Origin of the sequence: Rhizobium sp. AP16 (assembly GCF_000281735.1) — a bacterium.
Taxonomy (GTDB): domain Bacteria; phylum Pseudomonadota; class Alphaproteobacteria; order Rhizobiales; family Rhizobiaceae; genus Rhizobium; species Rhizobium rhizogenes.
This window is the reverse complement of the sequence record NZ_AJVM01000096.1, coordinates 1-24,620: the sequence shown is the minus strand read 5'-3', so window position 1 is coordinate 24,620 and position 24,620 is coordinate 1. Positions and strand designations below refer to the sequence as shown.

Below are 24,620 nucleotides of genomic sequence, written 5' to 3'. Positions count from 1 at the left end.
CCCCCACCCGCCGCTTTGCGGCGACCTCCCCCTTAAGGGGGAGGTGCTAAGGCTTACTTCTTCAACGTCATCCCAAAGCCCTTGCAGACGAACTGCGGGTCAAAGGCCTTTTTGTAATCCGTGTCGGCGTCGAAGATCTTGATCTGCACCATCTCGTCGAAGAATTTCTTATAGTGCGCGTCGGTGATGCAGCCGATGCCCTTGTCGATGGCGTCGCCGGATTCCACGATGCCGTATTCCTTCATCTTGGCGATGGAATAGGCGATCTGGCCGTCCGTCATGTCGGGATTGTCCTTCTTGATCAGATCGTTGGCCGCCTTGTTGTCGCCGTAGAGATAGTTGTACCAGCCCTCTATGGAGGCGTTGACGAAGCGCTGCACCAGGTCCGGATTCTTCTGGACCATCGCGGTCTGGGCAGTGATCATCGTCGAATAGGGCGAGTAGCCGGCGTCGGCGATCAGGAAGACTTTCGGCTTCCAGCCGGCCTGCTTTTCGATCTCATAGGGCTCGGAGGTCAGATAGCCCTGCTGGGCCGACTGCTTGTCGGAAAGGAACGGCGCCGCGCTGAAATTGTAGGGTTTAAACTGTTCGTCCTTGAAGCCGGGGAAGTTCGCCTTCATCCACTCGAAATAGGTGACGTAGCCGTCCTTGCTCATGAACAGGGTCGGCAATTTGGCGAGATCCTCGAATTTCTCCACGCCGGCGTCCGGATGGGCGATCAGCACCTGCGGGTCCTTCTGGAAGATGGCGGCGACATCGACGATCGGGATGCCCTGCTTGACGGCGTCGATTTCCTGCTGCGGGCCGCCCATGTAGAAATCGATCTTGCCGGAAATCAGCAGCGCCGAGTTGGCGGCATTCGGGCCACCCTGGACGATGGTGACGTCGAGACCGTATTTCTTGTAGGTGCCGTCGGCGACCGCCTGATAGAAGCCGCCATGTTCGGCCTGGGCGAGCCAGTTGGTGCCGTAGGTCACCTTGTCGAGGGCGCTTGCGGGCTCGGCCATGGCAATGGCCGCCATCAGGCCCATGGCGGTAAGAAATGCTTTGGACTTCAATGCATTGAACATGGCTGGTTGTTCCCCTTATTCGCCATGAGACGCCACCAGTGACGCCCATTTTGTGCATTTGAGCGATTGCGTTGCGCTTTGAAAAGCATCAAAATTCGTGCACATTGATGCCTTTTAGGCATCTCAACTCGGGTCTGTGCCTAAATTGTGCGGCCTGGGCAAAATTTATGCAATGGGGACACCTATGCTGCATTCGAGACGACTGCTCTACATCAACGAGATCGCGCGCTGCGGCTCGATCCGCAAGGCGGCGGCGCGGCTGAACGTGGCGTCCTCGGCGATCAACCGGCAGATATTGGCGCTGGAAGAGGAGATGGGAGCGCCGCTGTTCGAGCGGCTGCCGCGTGGCCTCAGGCTGACGGCGGCGGGCGAGCTCTGCATCGAGCATATCCGCGAGGTACTGAAGAATTACGAACGGCTGGAAGGGCGCATCCGCAGCCTGAAGATGCAGCAGGCCGGCAAGGTCAGGATCGTGACTACGGTCGGCCTTGCTGCCGGACCGCTGCCGGAGATCATTGCGCGCTTCCTCTCCGAGCATCCGCGCGTCTTCATCCAGTTGCGCAATGATTCCGGCTCGACGACAGTCGCGCCGGTGCTGTCAGGCGAGGTGGATATCGGCCTCGGCTTCAACATCCCGGCGACACCCGGTATTCGCTCACTCGGCAATTTCGACATTCCGATCGGTGTCGTGCTGCCGCCGGGCCATCCGCTGATCGAGCCGGGGCCGATCAATCTCGCCGATGTGGTGGAGGAGCGGCTGCTTCTGGCGCAGCCGGGCACCAGCCTGCGTGATATCATCAATCTGACTCTGGCGCGGCTATCGGTGCAAGTCGAGCCGGTGCTGGAAAGCAATGCATCGGAGATGCTGAAGCAGCTGGTGAAATGCGGGGCGGGGCTGACGCTGCTCAATCCGCTCGACGTCATCACCGATTGCCGACGTGGCGAGCTAGTGTTTCGGCCGATCGCGGAGCCGCATTCGCGGCATCAGCCGCTGAAACTCTTTGCGCGGGCGCGTGCGCCGCTGGATGCGGCGACGAGCCTGTTCGTGGAATATCTGCTCGCGGAACTGGCCGGCCTTGTGGAGGAGCTACAGGCAAAAGGACATATCCTGATGCCGTCGGAACGTCGTCGGTCTGACGCCTATTTCGAATAGAGGTTCGACAGCGGATAGTCCCTGAGATCGCGTAGCATCTCGATGAAACCGTTGATCTGGTGGCTGCAGATGAGCGCGCCCTTTTCCGCCGTGCCGTTGGCGGCATTGCCGACGACGCCGTTGGGGTTGAGATCATGGGCGATCCAGGCGAGCGAGTGCGGCGGCAGCGGCTGCAGGTAGTTTGAGCGCTCCTTCATCCATTCCGCCTTGGAGGCGAAGTTCTCGGCCTTGTCCATCCGCACCAGCTCGGGCCGGAAATGCAGCATCAACGAGGTCTCAACGTCGCCGCCATGGATGCCGTAGCACTGCTCGTGCTCGCTGATCATGCCGTCAGGCGTGCCAAAGCGCATCCATTGCGTAGCGACGACGGCCATCTGGTAGCGCACGCGCAATTCGCGCGCGACAATGCCCATGATGTCGAGATTGCCGCCATGGGAGTTGACTATGACCATCTTGCGGATGCCGGCCTCGGCAACCTTGGCGCCGATCGCCGTCCAGACCGGAATCAACAGCTCGGCGCTGAGGGAGAGCGTGCCTGGGCCGTAGACATGTTCATTGGCCTTACCGATCTCCTGTGTCGGCAGCACAAGGAAATCGAGATCGTCGGGCCGCTGGACCTTCAGCTCCGCCAGCATGCCTGTGGCGATGGCGACGTCGGTTGCGATCGGCAGATGCGGGCCGTGCTGTTCGGTCGAGGCGATCGGCAGAATCGCGATGGTGGTATCGGGCGAAAGGCCGGCGAAATCATAAGTGTTCAGTTCATTCCAGTAGAAGGGCTTGGCCATGGCCGTATCCTCTCATGTGCGTCTCTCCTTTAACGGATACGGCAAGGATGATGACGGAGGAAAGCATCAATTTGCGGTCGTGCCGCTGCCTTTTTGCGTACGCAGACGGTAAGGGTCGTCACGATTGCCGGCCATGTTGCTTCGCTCTAGGAAGGTGGGAGGAAATGCCCCAAAGGCGTATGGACAGGATTGTTTTTGCTTTTGTTGATAGATTTTATAGAAAACTAATTGCCCTGCGAATAGCGATTTCGTGAAATGCGGTTGCTTGAGATGCGCGGTTTGACTTGGTACGTTGCTTGCATCCAGATTTCGGCGCGACACGCGGGGACAATGGGAATGAACATGAAGACATCCGTGGCGATCGAGAAGGCGATACCCGTCGCCGATCCCGATGTGGTACGAGCCGAGTTTCGCAACGCCATGGCGCGCATGGCCGCTGCTGTGAACATCGTCACCACCAATGGACCGGCGGGCCTTGCAGGCTTTGCCGCGACCGCTGTCTGCAGCGTCACCGACAGCCCGCCGACCCTGCTCGTCTGTCTCAACCGCACGGCTTCCGTCCATCCGGCGGTGACGGAAAACGGTGTGCTTTGCGTCAACGTGCTGTCGGAAGGGCACCAGGACCTCTCGCGTCTCTTCGGTGGCAAGACGCCGGTTGCCGAGCGTTTCGCCGCGGCCGCATGGTCGGAACTATCCACCGGCTCGCCGGCGCTGGAGGACGCACTCGTGTCCTTCGACTGCCGCATCGTGCGCCGCGCCGATGGCGGCACGCACGATATCCTGATGTGCGAAGTCGACGCCATCCGCCAGCGCGATGGCGGGCAGGGGCTGGTTTACTTCGACCGGAATTATCATCCGGCGGGTCAGGCCGAATAGGTCGGCTTTTTCAGTAGTTTTCCTGATACCACTCGACGAAGCGGCGTACGCCCTCGTCGACCTCGATCTGCGGCTTGAAACCAGTCAACGCCACCAGAAGGTCCGGCACGGCATAGGTATTATGCACGTCGCCCGGCTGCATCGGCAGCATGTGGCGGATCGCCTTTTTACCAAGCATCGCCTCGATGGTCTCGACGAAGGCCATCAGCCCGACCGGCTGGCCGCCACCAATATTGACGATGCGGAAAGGGGCGTTCTTCGACAGCGTATCGCTGATCGTGTCCGATACGACCCGGTTTTCTTCTAACGGAATGACGCCGATCAGCTTGACGATGCCTTCGACGAGATCGTCAATATAGGTGAAGTCGCGGCTCATCTTGCCTTCGCCGTAGATCTCTATCGGGCGGTCGTGCTTGATTGCCTCGACGAACTTGAACAGCGCCATGTCCGGCCGGCCCCAGGGACCGTAGACGGTGAAGAAGCGGAAGACGGTGGTCGGGATGTGGAAGAGATGGGCGTAGCTATGCGCCATCAGCTCCATGCTCTTCTTCGTCGCCGCGTAGATCGTCATCTGCTCGTCGGCCTTGTCGCTTTCCGCGAAAGGGATCTTCTCGTTGGCGCCGTAGACCGAGGAGGTGGAGGCGAGCAGCAGGTGTTTCGGCTGAATGCTTCGCGCCAGTTCCAGCACGTTGAAGGAGCCGACGAGATTGGAATCCACGTAGGAGCGCGGATTTTCCAGGCTGTAGCGCACGCCGGCCTGGGCCGCGAGGTGGACGATGACATCGGGCTCCGCTAGTTCGGCGGCATGATCGAGCGCCGCCTTGTCCTCAAGCATGCCGGTCACGGCCTTGAAGCCGTTGGAGCGGGCGAGGATGGCGGTGCGCTTTTCCTTGAGCTTGACGTCGTAATAGGGCGTCATGCCGTCGAAGCCGACGACGAAGTGGCCGTCGTCGAGCAGGCGCTTGGCGAGATGAAAGCCGATGAAGCCGGCGGTTCCGGTGATGAGATAGCGCATTCGTCGGCCCTTGCTTACAGTTCGGCCCCGTTCATGGGTCTGCCGATGCTCGTATAGACAAAGCCGTGCTTTGTGACCTCGTCATGGCGATAGATGTTTCTGAGGTCGACGAGGACCGGAGCGTTCATGACGGCCTTCAGCCGGGCGAAATCGAGCGCGCGGAACTGGTTCCATTCGGTGACGATGACAAGAGCGTCGGCGCCCTGCGCGGCGCTATAGGCGTCCGCGGCATAGGTAATATCGTCGATCACTTGGCGGGCATTGTCCATGCCCTCGGGATCGTAGCCGTTCACGGTGGCGCCGCCGTCCTGAAGCGTCTGGATGACCGAGATCGCTGGGCTGTCGCGCATGTCGTCGGTGTTCGGCTTGAAGGTCAGGCCGAGCACGGCAACGGTCTTGCCCCTGACGTCGCCGCCCATGGCCGCAATCACCTTGCGGCCCATGGCGCGCTTGCGATTGTCGTTGATCGAGATCGTCGTCTCGATCAGGCGCACGGGACTGTCAAAATCCTGCGCTGTCTTGGCGAGCGCCAGCGTGTCCTTCGGGAAGCAGGAGCCGCCATAGCCCGGGCCGGCATGCAGGAACTTCGCGCCGATGCGGCCGTCGAGCCCGATGCCGCGCGACACTTCCTGCACATTGGCGCCGACCTTCTCGCAGAGATCGGCCATCTCGTTGATGAAGGTGATCTTCATGGCGAGGAAGGCATTGGCAGCGTATTTGATCAGCTCGGAGGTGCGCCGCGCGGTGAAGAGTAGCGGCGCCTGGTTGAGATAGAGCGGCCGGTAGACCTCGGTCATGACACCGCGAGCGCGATCGTCGTTGAGGCCGATGACGATGCGGTCGGGACGCTTGAAGTCCTCGATGGCCGCACCCTCGCGCAAAAATTCCGGATTGGAGACAACGGCGACATCGGCATTCGGATTGGTTTCGCGGATGATGCGCTCGACCTCATCGCCCGTGCCGACCGGCACCGTCGACTTGGTGACGATAACGGTGAAGCCCTTGACGTGTTCGGCTATCTCGCGGGCGGCGGCATAGACGTAGGAGAGATCGGCATGGCCATCGCCGCGACGCGACGGCGTGCCCACAGCGATGAAGACGACGTCGCTGGCGGCAACGCTGGTTTCGACGTCGGTCGAGAAGGACAGGCGGCCGGCGCGGACATTGTCGGCGACGAGTTGTTCCAGGCCGGGCTCGAAGATCGGGATTTCGCCTTTCAGCAGCGCCTCGATCTTGCCGACATCCTTGTCGACGCAAATGACGTCATGGCCGAAATCCGCAAAGCAGACACCAGACACAAGACCCACATAACCCGAACCGATCATTGTGATGTGCATGGAACTTCAATCCTCTTGCTTGCAGTGGGCTCAGCGCTGCGGCGCGATCCCTTCATTGGCGGTCGCCTGCGCTTATACACAGGATCGCCGGGGACGCCTATACGTTGCGGTGCTTATCCAGGGCACTGCGATAGAGGTGTCATAAAGACCATAAAGATAAAGGCAATGTGACATGCGTGGGTCGCTACAGTTCCAAACCGCCGAACGACTTGCCAGCCTTCGGAGGCATGCTAGACATTCACGATAGAAGCATCTCCCACCGATCCGAAGGCAATTCTCCATGACATTCGATCTCATCGTCCGCAATGCCAACCTTCCTGACGGCCGCAAGGGGCAGGATATTGCCATTGCCGGCGGCAAGATCGTGGCTGTCGAGCCTGGACTGAAGGCGGAGGCGGAATGTGTGATCGATGCCGGCGGCCATCTGGTGTCGCCTCCCTTTATCGATTGTCATTTTCACATGGACGCGACCCTGTCGCTCGGCCTGCCGAGGCTCAATACGTCGGGCACGTTGCTGGAGGGCATTGCGCTCTGGGGGGAGCTGAAGCCGTTGTTGACGCACGAGGCGGTGGCGGAGCGGGCCTTGCGCTATTGCGATCTCGCGGTATCGCAGGGTCTTTTGGCCGTGCGTACCCATGTCGATATCTGCGATGACCGGCTGTTGGCCGTCGAGGCGCTGCTGGAGGTGAAGAAGCAGGTCGCGCCCTATCTCGACCTGCAGCTCGTGGCCTTCCCGCAGGACGGTTATTACCGATCGCCGACGGCGGCACAGAATCTGGAGCGCGCGCTTGATCTCGGCGTCGATATCGTCGGCGGCATTCCGCACTTCGAGCGGACGATGGAGGATGGCGCACGTTCGGTGCGCGCACTCTGCGAGATCGCCGAGAAGCGCGGCCTGATGGTCGACGTGCATTGCGACGAGACCGACGATCCACTGTCGCGCCACGTCGAGACATTGGCCGCTGAAACGACACGGCTCGGTCTTCAGGGCAGGGTGGCCGGCTCGCATCTGACCTCGATGCACTCGATGGACAATTATTATGTCTCTAAACTCCTACCGCTAATCGCGGAGGCAGGGGTGCATGCGATTCCCAATCCGCTGATCAACATCATGCTGCAGGGACGGCACGACACATATCCCAAGCGGCGCGGGTTGACCCGGGTCAAGGAGATGCGTGAATTCGGCATCAATATCGCCTTCGGCCAGGATTGCTGCATGGACCCCTGGTATTCGCTCGGCGGCGCCGACATGCTGGATGTCGCCCATATGGGGCTGCATGTCGGGCAGCTGGCGTCGCGCGAAGCCATGCGGTTCTGCTTCGACGCCGTCACCGCCAATCCGGCCAAAGTGATGGGCATCGACGGTTACGGGCTGGAGGTAGGCTGCAACGGTGATCTCGTCGTGCTGCAGGCCCGGGATACGATCGAGGCTATCAGGATGCGCGCCGGCCGGCTCTTTGTGGTCCGGCGCGGCAAGGTGATCAGCGAGACGCCGCCGCGTGTCGCAGCGCTGTCGCTTGTAGGCAGGCCGAGATCGGTCGACCCGGCCACTTATGCGCCAAATGCAGCCGAGGGCTGAAGCGGCCAGGCGTGTCGCCCCGTATCGCTTGTGATTGCCATTGCATTGCACCATGATAGGCGGGGCGCGACTGTTCCGACGAGAACGGTGCGGAATGGGCGATGTGGGGCGTTTGCATGAAGTCGACTTTCGCCGTGCGTACAATGCGAGCCGGGGAATTGGAGCTCGCTCTCGAATGGGCTCGACAGGAGGGATGGAATCCCGGTGTCGACGATGCCCCGGCATTCTGGGAAGCGGATCCTTCCGGCTTCTTCGTCGGCGCGATCGGCGAGGTGCCGGTCGGCTGCATCTCCCTCGTGCGCTATGGTGAAAGCTTCGCCTTTCTCGGCCTCTACATGGTCCATCCGGAATTTCGCGGCAAGGGTTATGGCAAGGCGCTGTGGAACAAGGTCATGACCTTCGCGGGCAATCGCACCGTCGGCCTCGACGGTGTCGTCGGGCAGCAGGAAAACTATCGCAGTCACGGTTTCGAGGCGGCCTATCGTACGCTGCGCTATGGCGGTGTCGCCAAAGTGCCCGACATAGACAAGGCCGTGGAGGTCGTGCCGGTCACGCGGGGCAGGCTCGAGGCGCTGCTGCGCTACGATGCCGGCATTTTCCCGGGGTTGCGCTATTCTTTCCTCACCGCTTGGTGTGGCGCGCCCGAGAGACGAAAATCCTTCATGGTCGGCAGCGGTGACAGAATTCGTGGCTACGGCACCATCCGGCGCTGTTTCGAGGGGTTCAAGGTCGGCCCGCTATTTGCAAACAGCCCCGATGTCGCGGCGGCCCTGCTGGCCACGCTGCTGTCGGAGGCCAAGGGCAGGCCGGTGTATCTGGACGTGCCCGTTGAAAATGCCGAGGCAATCAGGCTTGCCGGAGCCTGCGGGCTGTCTCCGGTGTTCGAAACGGCGCGGATGTATCGCGGCGCTGCCCCGAACATGCCGCTCAATCGCGTCTTTGCCGTCACCACGCTCGAACTCGGCTAGCTCTCGTTTTTTGCGCTTTTGCTCCTGAAATTAGGCAGATCCGGGAAAGGTTGGGCTTTCGCCGGCGCGTGCCGACAGGAAGAATCCTGTTGGAGGCGCTGATTCGTCACGTAAAAAGCCGATTCTCCTGAGACAACAGGGTCGCTTTCCGAAAAACAAAGCTTTATAGATGCGCGGGTTTGAGCAAGGCGCGTCTCTGCGCGCAGGAAGCGGGAATGGAGAAATGACGAACGTAGTTGTGATCGGTTCGCAATGGGGTGATGAAGGCAAGGGCAAGATTGTCGACTGGCTTTCGGAACGCGCCGATGTGATCGTGCGCTTCCAGGGTGGCCACAATGCCGGTCATACGCTGGTTGTCGATGGTGTCAGCTATAAGCTCGCGCTGCTGCCCTCCGGGCTGGTTCGCGGCAAGCTGAGTGTCATCGGAAACGGCGTCGTCGTCGATCCGCATCATTTCGTCGCCGAAGTCGAGAAGCTGCGCGCCCAGGGCATCGCGGTCACGCCCGACGTGCTGCGCATTGCCGAAAACGCGCCACTAATCCTGTCGCTGCACCGTGATCTTGACGCACTTCGCGAAGACGCCGCCTCCAACAGCGGCACGAAGATCGGTACGACGCGCCGCGGCATCGGCCCAGCTTATGAAGACAAGGTCGGCCGCCGCGCTATCCGCGTTATCGATCTCTCCGAGCCGGAAACGCTGCCCGCCAAGATCGACCGGCTGCTGACGCACCACAATGCGCTGCGTCGCGGCATGGGTCTCAGCGAAATCTCCTTCAACGCGCTGCATGAGGAACTGACCTCGGTTGCGGAGCACATTCTTCCTTATATGGACCAGGTCTGGCGGCTGCTCGACGAGCAGCGCAAGGCGGGTGCCCGCATCCTGTTCGAAGGTGCGCAGGGCGCGCTGCTCGACAACGACCATGGCACCTATCCTTTCGTAACCTCGTCCAACACGGTGGCGGGACAGGCGGCAGCCGGCTCCGGTCTCGGACCGACGGCGCTTGGCTATGTGTTGGGCATCACCAAGGCCTATACGACGCGCGTCGGCGAAGGACCTTTCCCCTGCGAACTGCATGACGAGATCGGCAAGCACCTGTCGACGGTCGGTCGCGAAGTCGGTGTCAACACCGGCCGTCCGCGCCGCTGTGGCTGGTTCGATGCCGTGCTGGTTCGCCAGACCGTCAAGACCTCCGGCATTACCGGTATTGCGCTGACCAAGCTTGATGTGCTCGACGGTCTCGACGAGCTGAAGATCTGCATCGGCTACAGACTGGACGGCAAGGAAATCGACTACCTGCCGTCGAGCCAGGCGGCGCAAGCCCGCGTCGAGCCGATCTACATAACGCTCGAAGGCTGGAAGGAATCGACTGTCGGCGCCCGCAAATGGGCCGATTTGCCGGCGCAGGCGATTAAATATGTCCGTCAGGTGGAAGAGCTGATCGGTGCGCCCGTGGCGATGCTTTCGACCAGCCCGGAACGCGAAGACACCATACTTGTGACTGATCCGTTTGAGGGCTAATGTCACGAAATAATGACGAATCCCGGTCCGGCTGTGTGGCGGGCATCATGAGAAAGTACTGATGGCGGATTTTGTAGCAGTCATTCGGCGGGCCGTGGATGGCCTGACCGAAAACACTCCCGAGATGCGGGTCAAGGTTTACGAGCGAGCTCGTGGTGCCGTGCAGCGGCAGCTCGAGAGCATGAAGCCGCGTCCGCCGGAGGAGATGCTGCGCCGCCAGCTTGACAAGCTCGAAACCGCGATCGTCGAGGTGGAGGCGGAGCACGCTGAAGCCTTGCCGGCGGCCGAGGAGCCCGTCGCGGAAGTGCCTGTTGTGCATGAAGAACCGCAGGCAGCACTTCCCGAAGAGCACCATGTCGAGGACGAGCATGTCGTAGAGGAGCCGGAACCGGCTCCTGCGGAGGTTCATACGCAAGAGGAAGTAGTCGCTTACGTTCCGGCGCATGAAGAACCCGTCCATGAAGAAGAGCCCATCCATCAAGAAGAGCCCGTGCATGTCCAGCACGAGGTGGTGGATGAACGCGAGCCGGTAGAAGCATGGCACGACGCGCCGCAAGAGCCGGAGCCCGTGGCGGCTCATCACGCCGAGGCCCATGTTGAGCCTGTCGAAGACTATGTAGAGCCTGCCCACGAAGAGCCGCAGCACTATGCTGAGGAACAGCCGGCCGTTGCCGCAGAGCCTGAGCCGGCCCCGCAACGACCGCATGTCGTTCACTCGTCCGCCGATGACGTCATCAGTCAGGTCGAGGAAATTTGGGCCGAGGTCGGCGCGCCTTCGAAGCAGGCCGCGCCCGAACCGGTCATGCCCGCCGCCGCCTTCACGCCGGCTCCCTTCGGTCATCCCGTTGAGGAGCCTGTCGTCGCGAAGACGCCGACGGCCGATAACGGTTTTGCCTGGGACGCGGATGTCTTCGGGGAGCTGCAATCGGCCCCCGCCGCCAAGCCGGCGCAGCCCGCACGGCAGATGCCGGACAATGCCTTTGACGATGTCGATCTTTTTGCCGACGTGCATTCATCGCCGAAAGCTGCGCCGAAGAACGAGGCTGACGGTGACGGTTGGCGCGAGCTCAAGGAACTTGCCGGTTTCGACAAGCTCGGCGAAAATGGGGATAGCGGTAACGGCTCGTCCATTCCGCCGGATGTCGATCGGGACATGGCGTCGAGGCTGCAAGGCAAGAGCTTCCGTATGGAGCCGAAGCGCCGCCGTTTCGGCGCGACTGCGGCTATCTTGACGCTTATCGGCGTTGCGGCCGTTGCCGGTGGCGGCTATGCCGCCTGGCTGAACCGCGAAGCGCTCGACAAGATGGTTACGGATCTCATCAGCTCGGCGCCGAAGACAGCGACCAGCACGCCATCTTCCGACACCGCCAGCAACAATACCGCGCCGGCCACCACTCCTCCAGCTGCTTCGCCTGCGACCACGCCAGCGCAAAATGGCAACGCCGCCGCGACGACGCCGGCAGCCGGCAATACCAATGTCGCCTCGCTCGACAACGATCCGAATACGGTCAATACCAAGTTCACCCAGCGCCTGCTGGCGAATGGCACGGAAGAGGATGAAGGCCCGGCGGCCGGCGGACAGCCTGGCGTGGCCGAAGGCAAGTCCGTTGCCGAACAGAACGTCGCCTCCGCAGCCCCGGCGACAGGTGCCGCAGCTGCTCCGGCAGCCGCCCCCGCCGGCAATGCGGACGCCGCTCAGGCGACGCAGAGCCCCGCCGCGACCGCACCGGCCGCGACACCACCGGCTGCCGCCGATCAGCAGGCTTCCGCCACGCCTCAGCAGACTGCGCCGGTCGCAGATGGCCAGAAGGTGTTCCTCTATGAGGAACGTCTCGGCCAGACATCGCCGACAGCTTTCGAAGGTACGGTCACCTGGTCGCTGCAGGAAGGCAAGGGCGCCGATGGCCGTCCGGAGCCGTCTGTCCAGGGCCTCATCAATGTGCCCCAGCGTGGGTTGACGGCGACGATCACCGTGTCGCGCAATACGGACTCCTCGCTTCCGGCAAGCCATCTGGTTGAGCTGGCCTTCCAGGTTCCGCCGAATTTCGAGGGCGGCGCCATCGACAATGTGCAGCGCATTGCGCTGAAGTCGACCGAGCAGGATCGTGGTGATGCGCTGATCGCCGTGCCGGCCAAGGTTACCGACGATGTCTACATGGTCGCGCTCAACGATTTCCCGGATGCGCGCAAGACCAACCTTGATCTCTTGAAAACCCGCAACTGGATCGACATTCCCGTGGTCTATCGCAATGGCCGCCGCGCCTTGCTGACCATGGAGAAGGGTCCGACCGGCAGCGACGCCTTCAACAAGGCGATTGCCGAATGGCAGGCGCTTGGCGGCGTTGCTGCGAGCAGCCAGTAATCGGTTTCAAGCAACTGGAATCAAAAAAGGCGGGCTTTGCAGCCCGCCTTTTTGTTTGAAATATTTGGTTTTGACGATCCGAGATTCGGTCCGTTTAAGCGGTGGCCTCGACAACGCGCAATGCCTTGGCGCGTTCCAGCGCGTCTTTTTGCACAGCTTCCTGAACCTTCTCGAAGGCACGGACTTCGATCTGGCGAACGCGTTCGCGGCTGATGTCGAACTCGGACGAGAGATCTTCCAGCGTCACCGGATCTTCCGAGAGGCGACGAGCCTCGAAGATGCGGCGTTCGCGGTCGTTCAGGACACTCATGGCACGCGCCAGCATGCGGCGGCGCGTATCAAGCTCATCCTGCTCGATCAGCACGGCTTCCTGGCTTTCATGATCGTCCACCAGCCAATCCTGCCACTGGCCGGACTCGCCTTCGGATGCCTTGATCGGCGCGTTCAGCGAAGCGTCGCCCGAGAGGCGGCGGTTCATCGAAATGACCTCTTCCTCGGAGACCTTCAGCTTGGTGGCGATCTCGGAGACATGCTCCGGCTTCAGGTCACCTTCATCGATGGCCTGGATACGACCCTTCAGGCGGCGCAGGTTGAAGAACAGGCGCTTTTGGTTGGCCGTCGTGCCCATCTTCACCAGAGACCACGAGCGCAGGATATATTCCTGGATCGAAGCCTTAATCCACCACATGGCATAGGTCGCCAGGCGGAAGCCGCGTTCCGGGTCAAACTTCTTGACGGCCTGCATGAGGCCGACATTGCCTTCTGAGACGACTTCGCCGATCGGCAGGCCGTAGCCGCGATAGCCCATGGCAATCTTCGCCACGAGGCGCAGATGGCTGGTGACGAGTCTGTGAGCGGCTTCGCGGTCGGCATGTTCCGCGTAGCGCTTGGCGAGCATATACTCTTCCTGCGGCTCCAACATCGGGAACTTGCGGATCTCGTCGAGATAACGGTTAAGGCCGGCTTCCCCGGCGGCGATGGACGGTAAGGTATTACGGGCCATGAATGTGCACCCTCCTATTCGAGATTTGGTCCCTTCTGGGGGCGCATTGCACGCTCTTTGCGAAGCTGACCAAGGCGCGCAGGTCTGAAGACCCCGCACTAAACCAATATGTAGATAAGTACGGCCAAACAGTGATTCAAGAACATGGTCACGCAGCTGTTACCCGGCGTGAACACTAACCACGCCGTGACATTCGCCCTTGTGACTATCCTCCCGAATGCTCCAGCCCTGGGGGATCCAACCACTTGAACAACAAACACATTGCGTTCTCGGCGGATGAGGGATGTACCGGAGATCGGTTCCAGGCAACATTATAGGCGCGGGAGAGGCCGGCGTCCAGCCGTCTGATTTTAGGGGGCGCTGATCCTCACCCCCGCAGTATGGCCGCCAGCTCTTCCATGTCGTCCGGCAAGGGCGCTTCGAAATGCATCACTTCGCCGGTCCGCGGATGTTCGAATTGCAGCAGGTAGGCGTGGAGCGCCTGGCGCGGGAAGCGGTTGACGGCTTCCCTTGCCGCATCCGGCAGGAGGTTGGCCTTGGTCTTGAAGCCGCCGCCATAGGCGGCGTCGCCGAGGAGCGGATGGCCGATATGCGCCATGTGGACGCGGATCTGGTGGGTGCGGCCGGTTTCGAGGTGGCAGTCGATCAGCGAGGCGAGCGCTGTGGCATCAGGCGCCTCGTGAAAGCGCTCTATCACTTCATAATGCGTGATGGCCTCATCGGCGTCCGGGCTGCCGGGACGCTTGACGGAACGTCGTGTCCGGTCGCCGGTGGCGCGGCCGAGTGGTGCGTTGACGGTGCCGACGAGCTGGCGCGGACGACCCCAGACGATCGCCTGATAGGCGCGTTCCAGCGGCGTGGTGCGGCCGTGATCGGCAAATTGCAGCGACAGGTGGCGGTGGGCGATATCGTTCTTAGCAACGACCATGACGCCAGTGGTGTCCTTGTCCAGCCGGTGGACGATGCCCGGCCGGCGCACGCCGCCGATGCCGGAGAGGCTGTCGCCACAATGATGGATGAGCGCGTTGACCAGCGTGCCGGTCCAGTTACCGGCGCCGGGGTGGACGACCAAGCCGGCAGGCTTGGAGATGACGATGACATCGTCATCCTCGAAGAGCACGTCGAGCGGGATGTCCTCGCCCTGCGGCGTCGGATCCTCCGGCTCGGGCATGGAGATCTCATAGATGTCACCCGGACGCACCTTGCGCTTGGCGTCGGTTACCGGGGTGCCGTTGAGCAGGACGGCATTGGCCTTGATCAGTGTCTGGACGCGGCTGCGGGACAATTCCTCGTCCATTTGCGCTGTCAGCCATGCATCCAGCCGGCCTTCGGCGGTTTCATCGGCAGTTAGGACTTTTCTATTGCCCGCGGCTTCTTTAAAGGGGTCGCTCAAACGCATTTCTCCGGCGCACAGGCGCTCTTCAGGAAATAAGGACGCATCGATGACGAATCTCGAGCCAGACGATCAAGAGGAGAAGCCCCTCGATCCGGCCCTGGAAAGTGTCCGACGCAAGATGGTCCGCCTGCAGATCGTCTCGGCGGCCGTCATGGTGGTGAGCCTTATGGCCGTGTTCGGCGCTGTTGTCTATAAGACGATGCGCGCTCCGGTAAAGCCGGCGAGCGCTGCTGCCTCGAATATTCCTTCGGATGCTCCGGTCTCCGTGACCGCTGCGCTGCCGCAGGGATTTACCGTGCAGTCGACGGCTCTCTCCGGCAACCAGGTGCTGTTCTACGGCACGCTTGCCAGCGGCCAGCGTCAGGCCGTCGTCTTCGATTACGGCATCGGCCGCATCGTCGCGACGATATCGCTCCCGAACTGACGGCTTGGCGATGACGGGCGACCGGCTGATCGAGATTACGCATCCCGACGACCCGCGCATCTCCGAGTTTCGCGATATCCGCGAGCGTGACCTGACCGGTCGCGAGAGCCGCTTTATCGCCGAGGGTACGGTGGTGCTGCGGCTTCTGGCCGGAGCGCATGCGGCTGGCGGCGATTTCGTCGCCGAAAAGGTGCTGCTGCTACGCAATCGCGCCGCCGGGCTGGAAGAGATCATCACGGCCTTTCCACCCGACGTGCCAATCTATGTCGCGGGCGGTTCGGTGCTGGATGGCATCGTCGGTTTCCATTTGCATCGCGGCGTCCTGGCGCTTGGACGGCGGACGGCGGACACGGGTATGGACGCCTTTCTCGGACGGCTGCCGAAACGCTCGCTCCTTCTTGTCGGCTGTGGCATCTTCAACCACGACAATATCGGCTCGATGTTTCGCAACGCGGCGGCCTTCGGCGCTGATGCCGTGCTACTCGACGAGACCTGCTGTGATCCACTTTACCGCAAGGCGCTGCGCGTCTCGGTCGGCTCCGTGCTGACCATGCCCTATCGCCGTCAACTCAGCGATATCGATCTGCTTGCAGCGCTCACGGCACGGGGCTTTGCCATCTGGAGCCTGTCGCCGCGCGGAAAGACCGATATTCGCGCCGTTCCTCCGACGGATCGCATGGCACTGGTGGTCGGCACAGAGGGAGAAGGGCTGCCGCAGGAGATCTTGTCCACCTTTGGCAGCGTGCGGATACCGCAGGCGCCGGGCCTGGACAGCCTCAACGTGGCAACGGCAAGCGGCATCGCGCTTTTCGAGATGGCATCGCTGCTGAAACGGGTCTGAATTTTCGCCTTTGCCGACCCTTGCCACTATTTCCGCAAGAGGGCGGCGGCGCGATGGGCGAGGCTGAGGCGTGTGCCCTGTTCGGCCGGGGTCGTTTCCTTTGGCAATAGATCGAAGATCGGCGATTGATCGCCTTCCTGGCGGGCGGTCAGGGCCACCATGTTGGCGGCGATAACGGCGATTTCCTCGCGCATGGCCTGATCATGCGCCGGCGAGCGCGATTTGGACAGGCGGTCCGAAAGAGCCGCGGCGCGATTGCGCACTTCTTCCGTCAAATGGGCGATGTCGTCTTCCACGGTGCGCTCCGGTTTAGAGGCGTTGGCGTCATTGTCGGCGGCCGCCGTGATTGCCGGTTCGGCCATCGGCTTGGCGCCATTGGCCCGCTTGGCGGATGAGATGAGATTGGCGGCGCGGGGCGCCCGAGCGGTTGGACGCGTCCCACCGTTGGCGGCTTCCAGCTTTTCCTTCAGGCTCGCTATCGAGGTTTCCTTGTCGGCATTGCCGGCAATCTCCCGGTTCAGCCGTTCGTCGAGCCGCCGAGCCTTATCGCTCTCCTGACCGAGACGCAATTCGGCATCCCTGGCGCGCTGGCTTGCCTGGTTCAGATCCTGGCGCAGCGTGTCGCGTTCGTCCCGCAACGTGTTGATGCGAAGCTTCAGGCTTTCGACTTCGGTTTCCCGCGCCGCCAGATCGATCTTCAGATTATCGGCGTCGGCGGCCATCTTGGTCATCCGCTTGCGCAGGCTGTCGATATCGGCGTCTTTTTCGGCACTTGCTTGTCCCGCCGCGTGCACGCCGGATTTGAGCTGACTGATATCGCTTTCCTCACGGCGCAGGCGCGAGCGCAGTTCGCCGGCCTCGGTTTCCAGATCGTCGATACGGGTCTGCAACTCGCTGCTCTCGGCGGCAAAGCGGCTGGCTTCCTGGAGAAGCTTGCCGTTGTGTATCTGTAGCGCGACGCCCTTGTCGCGTTCCTGGGTGAGCAGCTGTTCCGTCTTGGCGTTCTCGGCGGCGAAGAGGGCGCGTGCCATGTCCTTCTGCGCCCGCACTTCCTGCGGGCTCAGGGGCATCGTGGCCTTCAACCGCTTTTCCGTGAACCAGACAATGCGGCGGTGGATCGCGGGCGCGATTAGGAAAGCCAGAAAGGCTGCGGTCAGAAAGCCCAATCCGAACAACAGAGCAAATTCAATCACGGCACTGCCTGCATCTGGGAGTTGTTTGCGATATCGGTAAATTGATTAAGCATGGGGGCAGGCCGACGGGCAAGGGTTTAAATCGGATATGGTTTACCGGCGCGCCGAGGTTTCGCGACAAGAAAAGGCCCGCGATCGGCGCGGGCCAGGAGATCGAAGGCATGGGAGGCGATATTGCTCGAAAACTCAGAAGGGATTCCATGTCGCGCTCGGCGTGACTTTGAGGTAGCCGAGATTGACGCCGAGGCGGGCGCCGAGGCCGGTGCGGATCGGCACCAGCACGATGTTGTTGTTCTTCAGCACCGTCATGCCGAAGCCGGCGACGACGAAGGCCTGGCCGCTGACGCCGCCGAAACGGGTATAGACACTGTCGATGCTCGGCAGGTCGTAGACCAACATCATGACGCGGGCGCCCTGGCCGCCATAGTCGAGGCCGAGGGACGGTCCCTGCCAATAGAGCGGGTGCTCGCCGGCATTCTTGGTGTTGAGCTGGCCTTCGCCATAGGTCAGGCCGGCGATGAAGGCGCCGGAGCCTTCCTGGCCGAGGATGTAGCCGTTCGGCAATCCATATTGCTGGAAGGCCCGCTCGACCACCTTGGCGAGGCCGCCGCTGGTGGAGCCGAAGAAGGAATGCCCGGCATCGACGATTTCCTGCATCGAATAATGTTGGTTGGTCGGCGCTGCCGCCGCCTGACGAACCGGCAATGCGAAGCTCACGAATGCAACGAGGGCCAAGATCAGGCCGAGGCCTACCGTTCTAGAGCCGGGGCTGGGCATTCTCTTCAGGAGTTGATAGCGCATGTCAGTCATCCGTTCATCATGGTCGGTGCGATTGAGAGCGGGCGTCTGGCGCATTCGCATGAACGCGCCCAATATGCCTCACTCCCCGTTCCAGACTGTTCCGCCCGATTTCCGCAGAGCGATTCGCGCGCGAAAAAGTCTGGTGGTGATGAATGCATTTTGCGTCGATCATCTTAACAATCGGTTTACCAAATATGGTGTCTTTATGGCGAGTGGTACGCCGCCTGCGGCAATCCTCGAGCAATCTTGCCGTGGCAACGTAAAATCATACGGCGTTCCGCCTTGTCAGCATTCAGGAGACAATGAATGTCGAAGAATCCGAACCTCACCTTGACCGGACCGGATCTGGCCGCGCTGCTATGCAGCCGCGTTTGCCATGATGTGATCTCGCCGGTCGGTGCGATCAATAACGGCCTGGAGCTGCTCGACGAGGGCGGTGCCGATGCCGATGCCATGGACCTGATCCGCACCAGCGCGCTCAACGCTTCGGTCCGCCTCAAGTTCGCGCGCCTTGCCTTCGGTGCTTCCGGTTCCGTCGGCGCCTCGATCGATACGGGCGAGGCCGAGCGTGCCGCCAAGGATTTCGCCGCCGCCGAGAAGAAGGCCGAGGTGAGCTGGACCGGCCCGCGCGCCATCATCCCCAAGAACCGGGTCAAACTGCTGCTCAATCTCTTTCTCGTCGCCTATGGCTCGATCCCGCGCGGCGGCAATATCGACGTGGTGCTGGAAAATCCCGATCTCGACGCCAAGTTCACGATCACCACCAAGGGCCGGCTGATGCGCGTGCCGCCGAAATTCGCCGAAATCTGCTCCGGTACGCTGGAAGAGGCGGTCGATGCCCATTCGATCCAGCCCTATTACACCGTGCTTCTGGCTGACGAGAGTGGCATGGAACTTTCCTACAAGGCCACGCCGGAAGAGCTGACCTTCATCGCCACTATGCGCGGCGAATAGTCGGTTTTCGCAGACTCCATTTTGATACCCCCGCAACGGAACCGGTTGCGGGGGTATTTTTGCGTGTATCAAAACACCTTCGCACAATCTTTCGACCGTTCGCGCAATTGACAATATAACGGTAACGAATCCTTAGCCTCGCGCCCCTATCGTTCCAATTTGAGGTTGGTGCCCGACCGATGGCGATCGGGCGCGAAGGAGCGGATAATGCAGCGGTTCATGATTACGGATACGTCGGATGTCGTGCGCAAGGTCGGCAAGCGCATTCTGTCGGAGCTGGATTTTCTCGTGAGCGAAGCCGGCGATGCCCGTGAGGCGTTGGCGCGCTGCCAGGCCGAAATTCCCGACTATCTGATCGTCGATGCCGGCATGGAAGGCGCTCTCGAGCTGATCTCCAGCATCCGCGCCATGCCGAACGGCAAGGATGTGAAGATCTATTACTGCGTCATCGAGGCGGATCTGCGCAAGCTGATGGCCGGAAAGCGGGCCGGCGCCACCGACTTCCTGCTGAAGCCTTTCGACCGCAAGATACTGACCGCCGTTTTCGGCAATCGTGCCATCGCGGCCTGATCCTAGCCAAGCCGTCCCAGTCTATGGATGACAGCCGCCTCTCCAGGCGGCTTTTTGTTGCAGTAACATCGACAACAAAAAATCCCGCCTGATGCGGCGGGATTTCGATCGGTGTGGCGGTTGTGGGGTAGGCGGCTCAGGCGCTTTCGGCTAGCTCGTTGTTGTCGGGCTCACGCAGCACATAGCCGCGGCCCCAGACAGTTTCGATATAGTTGGCGCCGCCGGCGGCATTTGCGAGCTTTTTGCGCAGCTTGCAGATGAAGACGTCGATGATCTTCAGTTCGGGTTCGTCCATGCCGCCATAAAGGTGGTTCAGGAACATTTCCTTGGTGAGCGTGGTGCCCTTGCGGAGCGAAAGCAGCTCCAGCATCTGGTATTCCTTGCCCGTCAGATGTACGCGCTGGCCGCCGACTTCGACGGTCTTGGCATCGAGATTGACGATCAGTTCGCCGGTCATGATCACCGACTGGGCATGGCCCTTGGAACGGCGGACGATGGCGTGAATTCGTGCGACCAATTCATCCTTGTGAAAGGGTTTGGTCATATAGTCGTCCGCACCGAAGCCGAGACCGCGAACCTTGTCTTCAATACCGGCCATGCCGGAGAGGATGAGGATCGGTGTCTTTACCTTCGACAGGCGCAGCGTGCGAAGCACTTCGTAGCCGGACATGTCGGGTAGGTTAAGATCGAGCAGAATGATGTCGTAGTCGTAGAGCTTTCCGAGATCCACGCCTTCTTCACCGAGATCGGTGGTGTAGACGTTGAAACTCTCGGATTTGAGCATCAGCTCGATGCTCTGCGCTGTCGCGCTATCGTCTTCAATTAGTAGAACCCGCATAATTATCCCCTTTACCGCCGCCGAAAGGTCGTCAGCCCCCTACGCGATACCGAACAAATCACTGCCTGATTTGGAAGCTGCCATGGAATGGTTAACAAATTCTGATTCACTCTGGCAAGTCGTATCGAATTTATTAAATAATTTTTCCATTGCACTGTTTTCCAAAGACAATCGGCAAATATCAATCCTAAAGTGTTGCATTAAGAAGACACGCCAAGTGATTCATTCGACTCGCCTATGCCGACATATCGAATTCCGACTGCGGCATTTACTGACCCTTAAATCATTGTCCCTATCATTAACGATGCCCGTAAACGAAAGGTTACCAGCGGTAGGTTTTTATTAAGATCGCTGGAAATTTTTTTAACCAAACCGTCTCAAAGCGGCGCGGCGGGTCATTTTATCGAGAGCCGGGGTCTCGCATCACGGGAGTAATGCGTATGAAGTCACGTGAGAGCCTAACGCGCCTGAAAGAGTTTCAGGTGAACGAAAAACGCCGTCAGTTGCAGCAATTGCAGATGATGATGGCGGAATTCGACCGTATGACAAAGGATCTGGAGAGCCAGATCGTGCTGGAAGAGAAAAAGTCCGGCATTGTCGACCCGAGCCACTTTGCCTACCCGACCTTTGCCAAGGCCGCGCGCCAGCGTGCGGACAACCTGCAGGTGTCGATCCGGGAATTGCAGGTGCAGGAAGAGGCGTTGGAGACATCGCTGGAAGAAATGCAGGCCGAATATGCCAAGGCGGCAGCCTTGGAAGAGCGTGATGGTTCGGGTCCAGTAAGGGCGCGCGCCTGATGTAACCATTCCGTCGCCAGCCGTTGCCCCCCAAGCCGACTGTGTTCCGAAATCGGAATGTTTTCCAGGGGGATACGGGAAGCGGCGGGAACGGCACGAGAGCCGTGCATGACTGGCCATGATTGGGCCGGCCATGCACGGTTTTTGGTGTTTTCTGGAGAAGAAGTGGATCGTCTTTGCTGAGGAGACGCCTACATATTCACAACGTCATGCCATTCTTTGTGACGTAGAGACTGCGCCTTGAAAAAGGGGCAGAGCGGAATGATTTTCCAGCCGCCGCGGCGGGCTTCCTCGACGGCATGAAGGGCGAGTGCCTGGCCGACGCCCTTGCCTCGAAGCGCATCCGGAACGCCGGTATGATCGATAATGATAAGGTTTGGGGAGGCGCGGGAAAAGGTCATCTCGGCCTCGTGGCCCTCGACCGTCGCGACATAGCGGCCGCCTGACGCATTGTTTTCGTTGCGAATATCCATGATCAGCCTCCCAAATGTTGCGTATTGAGAAGATTGACATGCGGAAGGCGAACTGCCAACCGGTGAAATCGGCAACGCATCGTCTCCTTTTCGAATATCGCTTCGATATCAAGGAGAATATTAAACAGTCCAGTTGGACGGATTTTATATTTAGTGTGCCAACTCGGCTACCAACGGCCGTTTGGCCATCGCCAAAACAGGCGGGCTTGCCGCGACGCCCATGCAGCCAGGTCTGTGGTTTTTACGCTGGCTGCATCATGATTTCGGGCCTTCTTCTTGTCCCGGAGAGGAGGGAAGGAGGCCCGAACCGAAGATCAAACGGATATCGCGGCTGCTGCAATCGTCAGTGACGATACTGCTGTATGCGGGTCGTCCGCAGGCCGGCGAGGCCATGGGAATTGATGGACGACTGCCAGGAAAGGAACTCTTCGACAGTGAGCGTATAACGTTCGCAGGCTTCTTCCAAGCTCAGCAGGCCACCGCGCACAGCGGCGACAACCTCGGCCTTACGACGGATAACCCAGCGGCGCGTGTTCGGCGGCGGCAGGTCGGCTATCGTCAGCGGGCTGCCATCGGGGCCGATGACATACTTTACTCGGGGACGTATCATTTCGGTCATTGGACTCTCTACACATACTCAAGACCACAAGAGCCACTCTAGCTTGCCACATTTAAAAATTGCCTAAGCGCTTAGTAACACTTTGCTAAGAATTTTAAGAAAAACGGCAGCGGACTGATTTGCAGCCGGCGCAGTGCCGCCACAAGTCAAGCAAGCCCCTATAATTCGTAGGAGAAAACAGGCTGCGCTACTAGTTTTTGTCAGTGAAAACTTACGTTTCGGGATCGAAAACTAGGCGTCGACGAGATTTTTCTTTCCGCCCCAGCAGATAAAATTGGGATTGGCGAAATCGGAATCTTCGCTCTGGTCGGTCTTGCCGTAGGCGAGGGGATGGCCGTCGAGCGTGACAGTCGAGCCGCCTGCAGCGCGCAATACGGCATCGCCGGCCGCAGTGTCCCACTCCATCGTGCGGGTAAAGCGCGGATAGACGTCGGCCTTGCCTTCGGCGAGAAGACAGAACTTCAGCGAAGAACCGATCGACGTGCAGGCGGAGACGGCGTTTTCCGCCAGGAAGCTGTCTGTCCTCGGGCTGCTGTTGCAGCGGCTGGCAAGCGCCAGCAGCCTGTCGGGCGGCCCGCGCACGGCAATGATCGAACGGTCGGAGACGGTGAAATTGTCCGAAATGACGAGCTTGCGCGCCTCGCCGCCTTCGCCGGTAAAGGCAATGCCGAGTGCCGGCGCGAAAACGATCCCGGCGACGGGAGCGCCGTTGTGGATATAGGCGATGTTGACGGTGAATTCGTCGCGATGCTCGATGAATTCGCGCGTGCCGTCGAGCGGATCGACGAGGAAGAAGGAGCGGCCGCGAATGTCGGGAATCCTGCCGGCGGCCACCGATTCCTCAGCAATTGCCGGAATGTCGGGGAAATCGCGCGTCAGGTGATCGAGGATGATATGTTCGGCGCGTTCGTCGGCGAGGGTGACGGGGCTCTGATCCTGCTTCAAGGCGACAGCATAGCCCGCGCGGTAGACCTCCAAAATGGCCTTACCCGCCTCTAGGGCTGCTTTTTCAAATGTCGCGAGCATTTGCCTGTTCGTCTTTCCGCAGCTCGTCTGCGTTGCAAGTAGGGAACTATGATACTTAAGAGGTCTTCACTATGAAGTGTAGACCCAGCGTTGATCACGTTTTTACCGCCTAGCTATCGGATTGTGACTCGGCAAGAGGGCTTTGCAGCTCTGCGCCGATCCCGGCAGCATCCACAGAACCGCGTGCTTTTTGGAATACAGCGGTTTGCCGCCGTAGCGCATTCGGGAAAGAACATGTCCTGTTTGCGAAGATTTTCCGTCCTTTCGGGACTTGTCGTTTTTATTGCATATGCGAATGTGCGGCCGGGTAGAGATCGGGATTAGTCTATGCGTTATTCGGCATATCAGCTTCTAAAACAGGCGCTTTCGGGAAACCGACATTGGCAACCTGTGTGGCGAACCCCGGAGCCGAAGCCGCATTACGACGTGATCATCGTTGGCGGCGGTGGGCACGGGCTGGCGACGGCCTATTATCTCGCCAAGGAGTTCGGCATCACCAATGTCGCCGTGCTCGAAAAGAGCTATCTCGGCTCCGGCAATGCCGGCCGTAACACCACGATCATCCGCTCCAATTATCTGCTCCCAGGCAACGAGCCCTTCTACGAATTCTCGATGCAGCTCTGGGAAGGGCTGGAGCAGGACTTCAATTATAATGCCATGGTCTCGCAGCGCGGCGTCCTCAACCTGTTCCATTCCGACGGGCAACGCGATGCCTATGCCCGGCGCGGCAACGCGATGCGTATGCATGGGGTCGATGCGGAGCTGCTGAACCGGGATCAGGTGCGCAAGATGATGCCCTATCTCAATTTCGATCACGCGCGCTTTCCGATCCTCGGCGGCCTGCTGCAAGAGCGCGGCGGCACCGCGCGGCACGATGCCGTCGCCTGGGGCTATGCACGCGGCGCCGACAGCCGTGGCGTCGATCTCATCCAGCAATGCGAGGTGATCGGCATACGCCGTGACGAGAGCGGAGCGGTGACTGGCGTCGAGACGACGCGCGGCTTCATCGGCTGCGGCAAGC

At 60.5% G+C, this 24,620-nt stretch carries 24 protein-coding genes; 12 read left to right on the top strand and 12 right to left on the bottom strand.

Annotated features, from left to right (window positions below):
* Positions 1–53 precede the first annotated feature (53 nt).
* Complete coding sequence (locus PMI03_RS30665) at positions 54–1,070, bottom strand: ABC transporter substrate-binding protein (RefSeq protein ID WP_007703851.1); 1,017 nt, start codon at positions 1,068–1,070, stop codon at positions 54–56.
* Between the two features lie 184 nt (positions 1,071–1,254).
* Here PMI03_RS30665 and PMI03_RS30660 point away from each other — a divergent pair, with 184 nt between their 5' ends.
* Complete coding sequence (locus PMI03_RS30660; protein ID WP_007703849.1) at positions 1,255–2,223, top strand: LysR substrate-binding domain-containing protein; 969 nt, start codon at positions 1,255–1,257, stop codon at positions 2,221–2,223.
* On the opposite strand, the gene PMI03_RS30655 is transcribed toward PMI03_RS30660, so the two are convergent.
* Complete coding sequence (locus tag PMI03_RS30655; protein WP_007703847.1) at positions 2,211–3,008, bottom strand: creatininase family protein; 798 nt, start codon at positions 3,006–3,008, stop codon at positions 2,211–2,213. The genes PMI03_RS30660 and PMI03_RS30655 overlap by 13 nt on opposite strands.
* Before the next feature lie 336 nt (positions 3,009–3,344).
* Between PMI03_RS30655 and rutF the strand changes: the two genes are divergently transcribed.
* Positions 3,345–3,884, top strand: coding sequence for an NADH-dependent FMN reductase RutF (gene rutF / locus PMI03_RS30650; protein WP_007703844.1), 540 nt, complete (start codon positions 3,345–3,347; stop codon positions 3,882–3,884).
* A 10-nt stretch (positions 3,885–3,894) separates the two neighbouring features.
* Here rutF and PMI03_RS30645 read toward each other — a convergent pair whose 3' ends face one another.
* The gene (locus tag PMI03_RS30645) at positions 3,895–4,899 is read right to left on the bottom strand and encodes an NAD-dependent epimerase (protein WP_007703841.1); all 1,005 of its coding nucleotides are present in this window, start codon (positions 4,897–4,899) and stop codon (positions 3,895–3,897) included.
* A gap of 14 nt (positions 4,900–4,913) precedes the next feature.
* Complete coding sequence (locus PMI03_RS30640; protein ID WP_007703839.1) at positions 4,914–6,236, bottom strand: UDP-glucose/GDP-mannose dehydrogenase family protein; 1,323 nt, start codon at positions 6,234–6,236, stop codon at positions 4,914–4,916.
* A 280-nt stretch (positions 6,237–6,516) separates the two neighbouring features.
* On the opposite strand from PMI03_RS30640, the gene PMI03_RS30635 reads away from it, so the two are divergent.
* From PMI03_RS30635 to PMI03_RS30620, 4 genes are all read left to right on the top strand, one after another.
* Positions 6,517–7,815 carry an amidohydrolase family protein gene (locus PMI03_RS30635; protein WP_007703835.1) on the top strand — a complete coding sequence of 433 codons (1,299 nt, stop codon included), beginning with the start codon at positions 6,517–6,519 and terminating at the stop codon, positions 7,813–7,815.
* 116 nt (positions 7,816–7,931) lie between these two features.
* Positions 7,932–8,783: a GNAT family N-acetyltransferase gene (locus PMI03_RS30630; RefSeq protein WP_039974983.1), complete on the top strand. Its 852-nt coding sequence runs from the start codon at positions 7,932–7,934 to the stop codon at positions 8,781–8,783.
* Positions 8,784–9,006: 223 nt separating this feature from the next.
* Positions 9,007–10,302: an adenylosuccinate synthase gene (locus tag PMI03_RS30625; protein ID WP_007703827.1), complete on the top strand. Its 1,296-nt coding sequence runs from the start codon at positions 9,007–9,009 to the stop codon at positions 10,300–10,302.
* 61 nt (positions 10,303–10,363) lie between these two features.
* Positions 10,364–12,664: a hypothetical protein gene (locus PMI03_RS30620; RefSeq protein WP_007703824.1), complete on the top strand. Its 2,301-nt coding sequence runs from the start codon at positions 10,364–10,366 to the stop codon at positions 12,662–12,664.
* Between the two features lie 94 nt (positions 12,665–12,758).
* On the opposite strand, the gene rpoH is transcribed toward PMI03_RS30620, so the two are convergent.
* Together rpoH and PMI03_RS30610 are read right to left on the bottom strand one after the other, a co-directional pair.
* Positions 12,759–13,667, bottom strand: coding sequence for an RNA polymerase sigma factor RpoH (rpoH, locus tag PMI03_RS30615; RefSeq protein ID WP_007703821.1), 909 nt, complete (start codon positions 13,665–13,667; stop codon positions 12,759–12,761).
* 367 nt (positions 13,668–14,034) lie between these two features.
* Complete coding sequence (locus PMI03_RS30610; RefSeq protein ID WP_007703817.1) at positions 14,035–15,060, bottom strand: RluA family pseudouridine synthase; 1,026 nt, start codon at positions 15,058–15,060, stop codon at positions 14,035–14,037.
* A gap of 49 nt (positions 15,061–15,109) precedes the next feature.
* On the opposite strand from PMI03_RS30610, the gene PMI03_RS30605 reads away from it, so the two are divergent.
* Both PMI03_RS30605 and PMI03_RS30600 read left to right on the top strand, forming a co-directional pair.
* On the top strand, positions 15,110–15,487 hold the full coding sequence (locus PMI03_RS30605) for a hypothetical protein (RefSeq protein ID WP_007703814.1): 378 nt from the start codon (positions 15,110–15,112) through the stop codon (positions 15,485–15,487).
* Positions 15,488–15,497: 10 nt separating this feature from the next.
* Positions 15,498–16,328, top strand: a complete 831-nt coding sequence (locus tag PMI03_RS30600) for an RNA methyltransferase (RefSeq protein ID WP_007703810.1) — start codon at positions 15,498–15,500, stop codon at positions 16,326–16,328.
* Between the two features lie 26 nt (positions 16,329–16,354).
* On the opposite strand, the gene PMI03_RS30595 is transcribed toward PMI03_RS30600, so the two are convergent.
* Both PMI03_RS30595 and PMI03_RS30590 read right to left on the bottom strand, forming a co-directional pair.
* The gene (locus PMI03_RS30595) at positions 16,355–17,521 is read right to left on the bottom strand and encodes a hypothetical protein (protein ID WP_007703807.1); all 1,167 of its coding nucleotides are present in this window, start codon (positions 17,519–17,521) and stop codon (positions 16,355–16,357) included.
* A 186-nt stretch (positions 17,522–17,707) separates the two neighbouring features.
* Positions 17,708–18,376: a DUF1134 domain-containing protein gene (locus PMI03_RS30590; RefSeq protein WP_150192606.1), complete on the bottom strand. Its 669-nt coding sequence runs from the start codon at positions 18,374–18,376 to the stop codon at positions 17,708–17,710.
* A 252-nt stretch (positions 18,377–18,628) separates the two neighbouring features.
* Here PMI03_RS30590 and chpT point away from each other — a divergent pair, with 252 nt between their 5' ends.
* Both chpT and PMI03_RS30580 read left to right on the top strand, forming a co-directional pair.
* Positions 18,629–19,276 carry a histidine phosphotransferase ChpT gene (gene chpT / locus PMI03_RS30585; protein ID WP_007703803.1) on the top strand — a complete coding sequence of 216 codons (648 nt, stop codon included), beginning with the start codon at positions 18,629–18,631 and terminating at the stop codon, positions 19,274–19,276.
* Positions 19,277–19,483: 207 nt separating this feature from the next.
* A complete protein-coding gene (locus tag PMI03_RS30580) occupies positions 19,484–19,846 on the top strand; it encodes a PleD family two-component system response regulator (protein ID WP_007703802.1) in 363 nt (120 codons plus the stop codon).
* A 136-nt stretch (positions 19,847–19,982) separates the two neighbouring features.
* Here the strand turns inward: PMI03_RS30580 and ctrA are convergent, their stop codons facing one another.
* Entirely contained in the window at positions 19,983–20,684 is a 702-nt protein-coding gene (gene ctrA, locus PMI03_RS30575; RefSeq protein WP_007703801.1) for a response regulator transcription factor CtrA, read from the bottom strand.
* 440 nt (positions 20,685–21,124) lie between these two features.
* Here ctrA and PMI03_RS30570 point away from each other — a divergent pair, with 440 nt between their 5' ends.
* Positions 21,125–21,481: a hypothetical protein gene (locus PMI03_RS30570; RefSeq protein WP_007703800.1), complete on the top strand. Its 357-nt coding sequence runs from the start codon at positions 21,125–21,127 to the stop codon at positions 21,479–21,481.
* Between the two features lie 191 nt (positions 21,482–21,672).
* Here PMI03_RS30570 and PMI03_RS30565 read toward each other — a convergent pair whose 3' ends face one another.
* The 3 genes from PMI03_RS30565 to cysQ form a co-directional block, all read right to left on the bottom strand.
* A complete protein-coding gene (locus PMI03_RS30565) occupies positions 21,673–21,954 on the bottom strand; it encodes a GNAT family N-acetyltransferase (RefSeq protein WP_007703797.1) in 282 nt (93 codons plus the stop codon).
* A 343-nt stretch (positions 21,955–22,297) separates the two neighbouring features.
* Positions 22,298–22,573, bottom strand: a complete 276-nt coding sequence (locus tag PMI03_RS30560; RefSeq protein ID WP_007533628.1) for a DUF1153 domain-containing protein — start codon at positions 22,571–22,573, stop codon at positions 22,298–22,300.
* A 231-nt stretch (positions 22,574–22,804) separates the two neighbouring features.
* A complete protein-coding gene (gene cysQ / locus PMI03_RS30555; protein ID WP_007703794.1) occupies positions 22,805–23,599 on the bottom strand; it encodes a 3'(2'),5'-bisphosphate nucleotidase CysQ in 795 nt (264 codons plus the stop codon).
* 327 nt (positions 23,600–23,926) lie between these two features.
* Between cysQ and PMI03_RS30550 the strand changes: the two genes are divergently transcribed.
* A partial coding sequence (locus PMI03_RS30550) for an FAD-dependent oxidoreductase (RefSeq protein ID WP_007703791.1) occupies positions 23,927–24,620 on the top strand: 694 nt, incomplete at its 3' end.

Coding starts and splice junctions, on each gene's coding strand:
- PMI03_RS30630 (WP_039974983.1), top strand. CDS start 7,932: ATGAAGTCGACTTTCGCCGTGCGTACAATGCGAGCCGGGGAATTGGAG.
- PMI03_RS30560 (WP_007533628.1), bottom strand. CDS start 22,573: ATGACCGAAATGATACGTCCCCGAGTAAAGTATGTCATCGGCCCCGAT.
- PMI03_RS30635 (WP_007703835.1), top strand. CDS start 6,517: ATGACATTCGATCTCATCGTCCGCAATGCCAACCTTCCTGACGGCCGC.
- PMI03_RS30645 (WP_007703841.1), bottom strand. CDS start 4,899: ATGCGCTATCTCATCACCGGAACCGCCGGCTTCATCGGCTTTCATCTC.
- PMI03_RS30660 (WP_007703849.1), top strand. CDS start 1,255: ATGCTGCATTCGAGACGACTGCTCTACATCAACGAGATCGCGCGCTGC.
- PMI03_RS30600 (WP_007703810.1), top strand. CDS start 15,498: ATGACGGGCGACCGGCTGATCGAGATTACGCATCCCGACGACCCGCGC.
- PMI03_RS30640 (WP_007703839.1), bottom strand. CDS start 6,236: ATGCACATCACAATGATCGGTTCGGGTTATGTGGGTCTTGTGTCTGGT.
- PMI03_RS30570 (WP_007703800.1), top strand. CDS start 21,125: ATGAAGTCACGTGAGAGCCTAACGCGCCTGAAAGAGTTTCAGGTGAAC.
- chpT (WP_007703803.1), top strand. CDS start 18,629: ATGTCGAAGAATCCGAACCTCACCTTGACCGGACCGGATCTGGCCGCG.
- PMI03_RS30590 (WP_150192606.1), bottom strand. CDS start 18,376: ATGCGCCAGACGCCCGCTCTCAATCGCACCGACCATGATGAACGGATG.
- PMI03_RS30655 (WP_007703847.1), bottom strand. CDS start 3,008: ATGGCCAAGCCCTTCTACTGGAATGAACTGAACACTTATGATTTCGCC.
- ctrA (WP_007703801.1), bottom strand. CDS start 20,684: ATGCGGGTTCTACTAATTGAAGACGATAGCGCGACAGCGCAGAGCATC.
- PMI03_RS30605 (WP_007703814.1), top strand. CDS start 15,110: ATGACGAATCTCGAGCCAGACGATCAAGAGGAGAAGCCCCTCGATCCG.
- cysQ (WP_007703794.1), bottom strand. CDS start 23,599: ATGCTCGCGACATTTGAAAAAGCAGCCCTAGAGGCGGGTAAGGCCATT.
- rutF (WP_007703844.1), top strand. CDS start 3,345: ATGAACATGAAGACATCCGTGGCGATCGAGAAGGCGATACCCGTCGCC.
- rpoH (WP_007703821.1), bottom strand. CDS start 13,667: ATGGCCCGTAATACCTTACCGTCCATCGCCGCCGGGGAAGCCGGCCTT.
- PMI03_RS30625 (WP_007703827.1), top strand. CDS start 9,007: ATGACGAACGTAGTTGTGATCGGTTCGCAATGGGGTGATGAAGGCAAG.
- PMI03_RS30565 (WP_007703797.1), bottom strand. CDS start 21,954: ATGGATATTCGCAACGAAAACAATGCGTCAGGCGGCCGCTATGTCGCG.
- PMI03_RS30580 (WP_007703802.1), top strand. CDS start 19,484: ATGCAGCGGTTCATGATTACGGATACGTCGGATGTCGTGCGCAAGGTC.
- PMI03_RS30665 (WP_007703851.1), bottom strand. CDS start 1,070: ATGTTCAATGCATTGAAGTCCAAAGCATTTCTTACCGCCATGGGCCTG.
- PMI03_RS30620 (WP_007703824.1), top strand. CDS start 10,364: ATGGCGGATTTTGTAGCAGTCATTCGGCGGGCCGTGGATGGCCTGACC.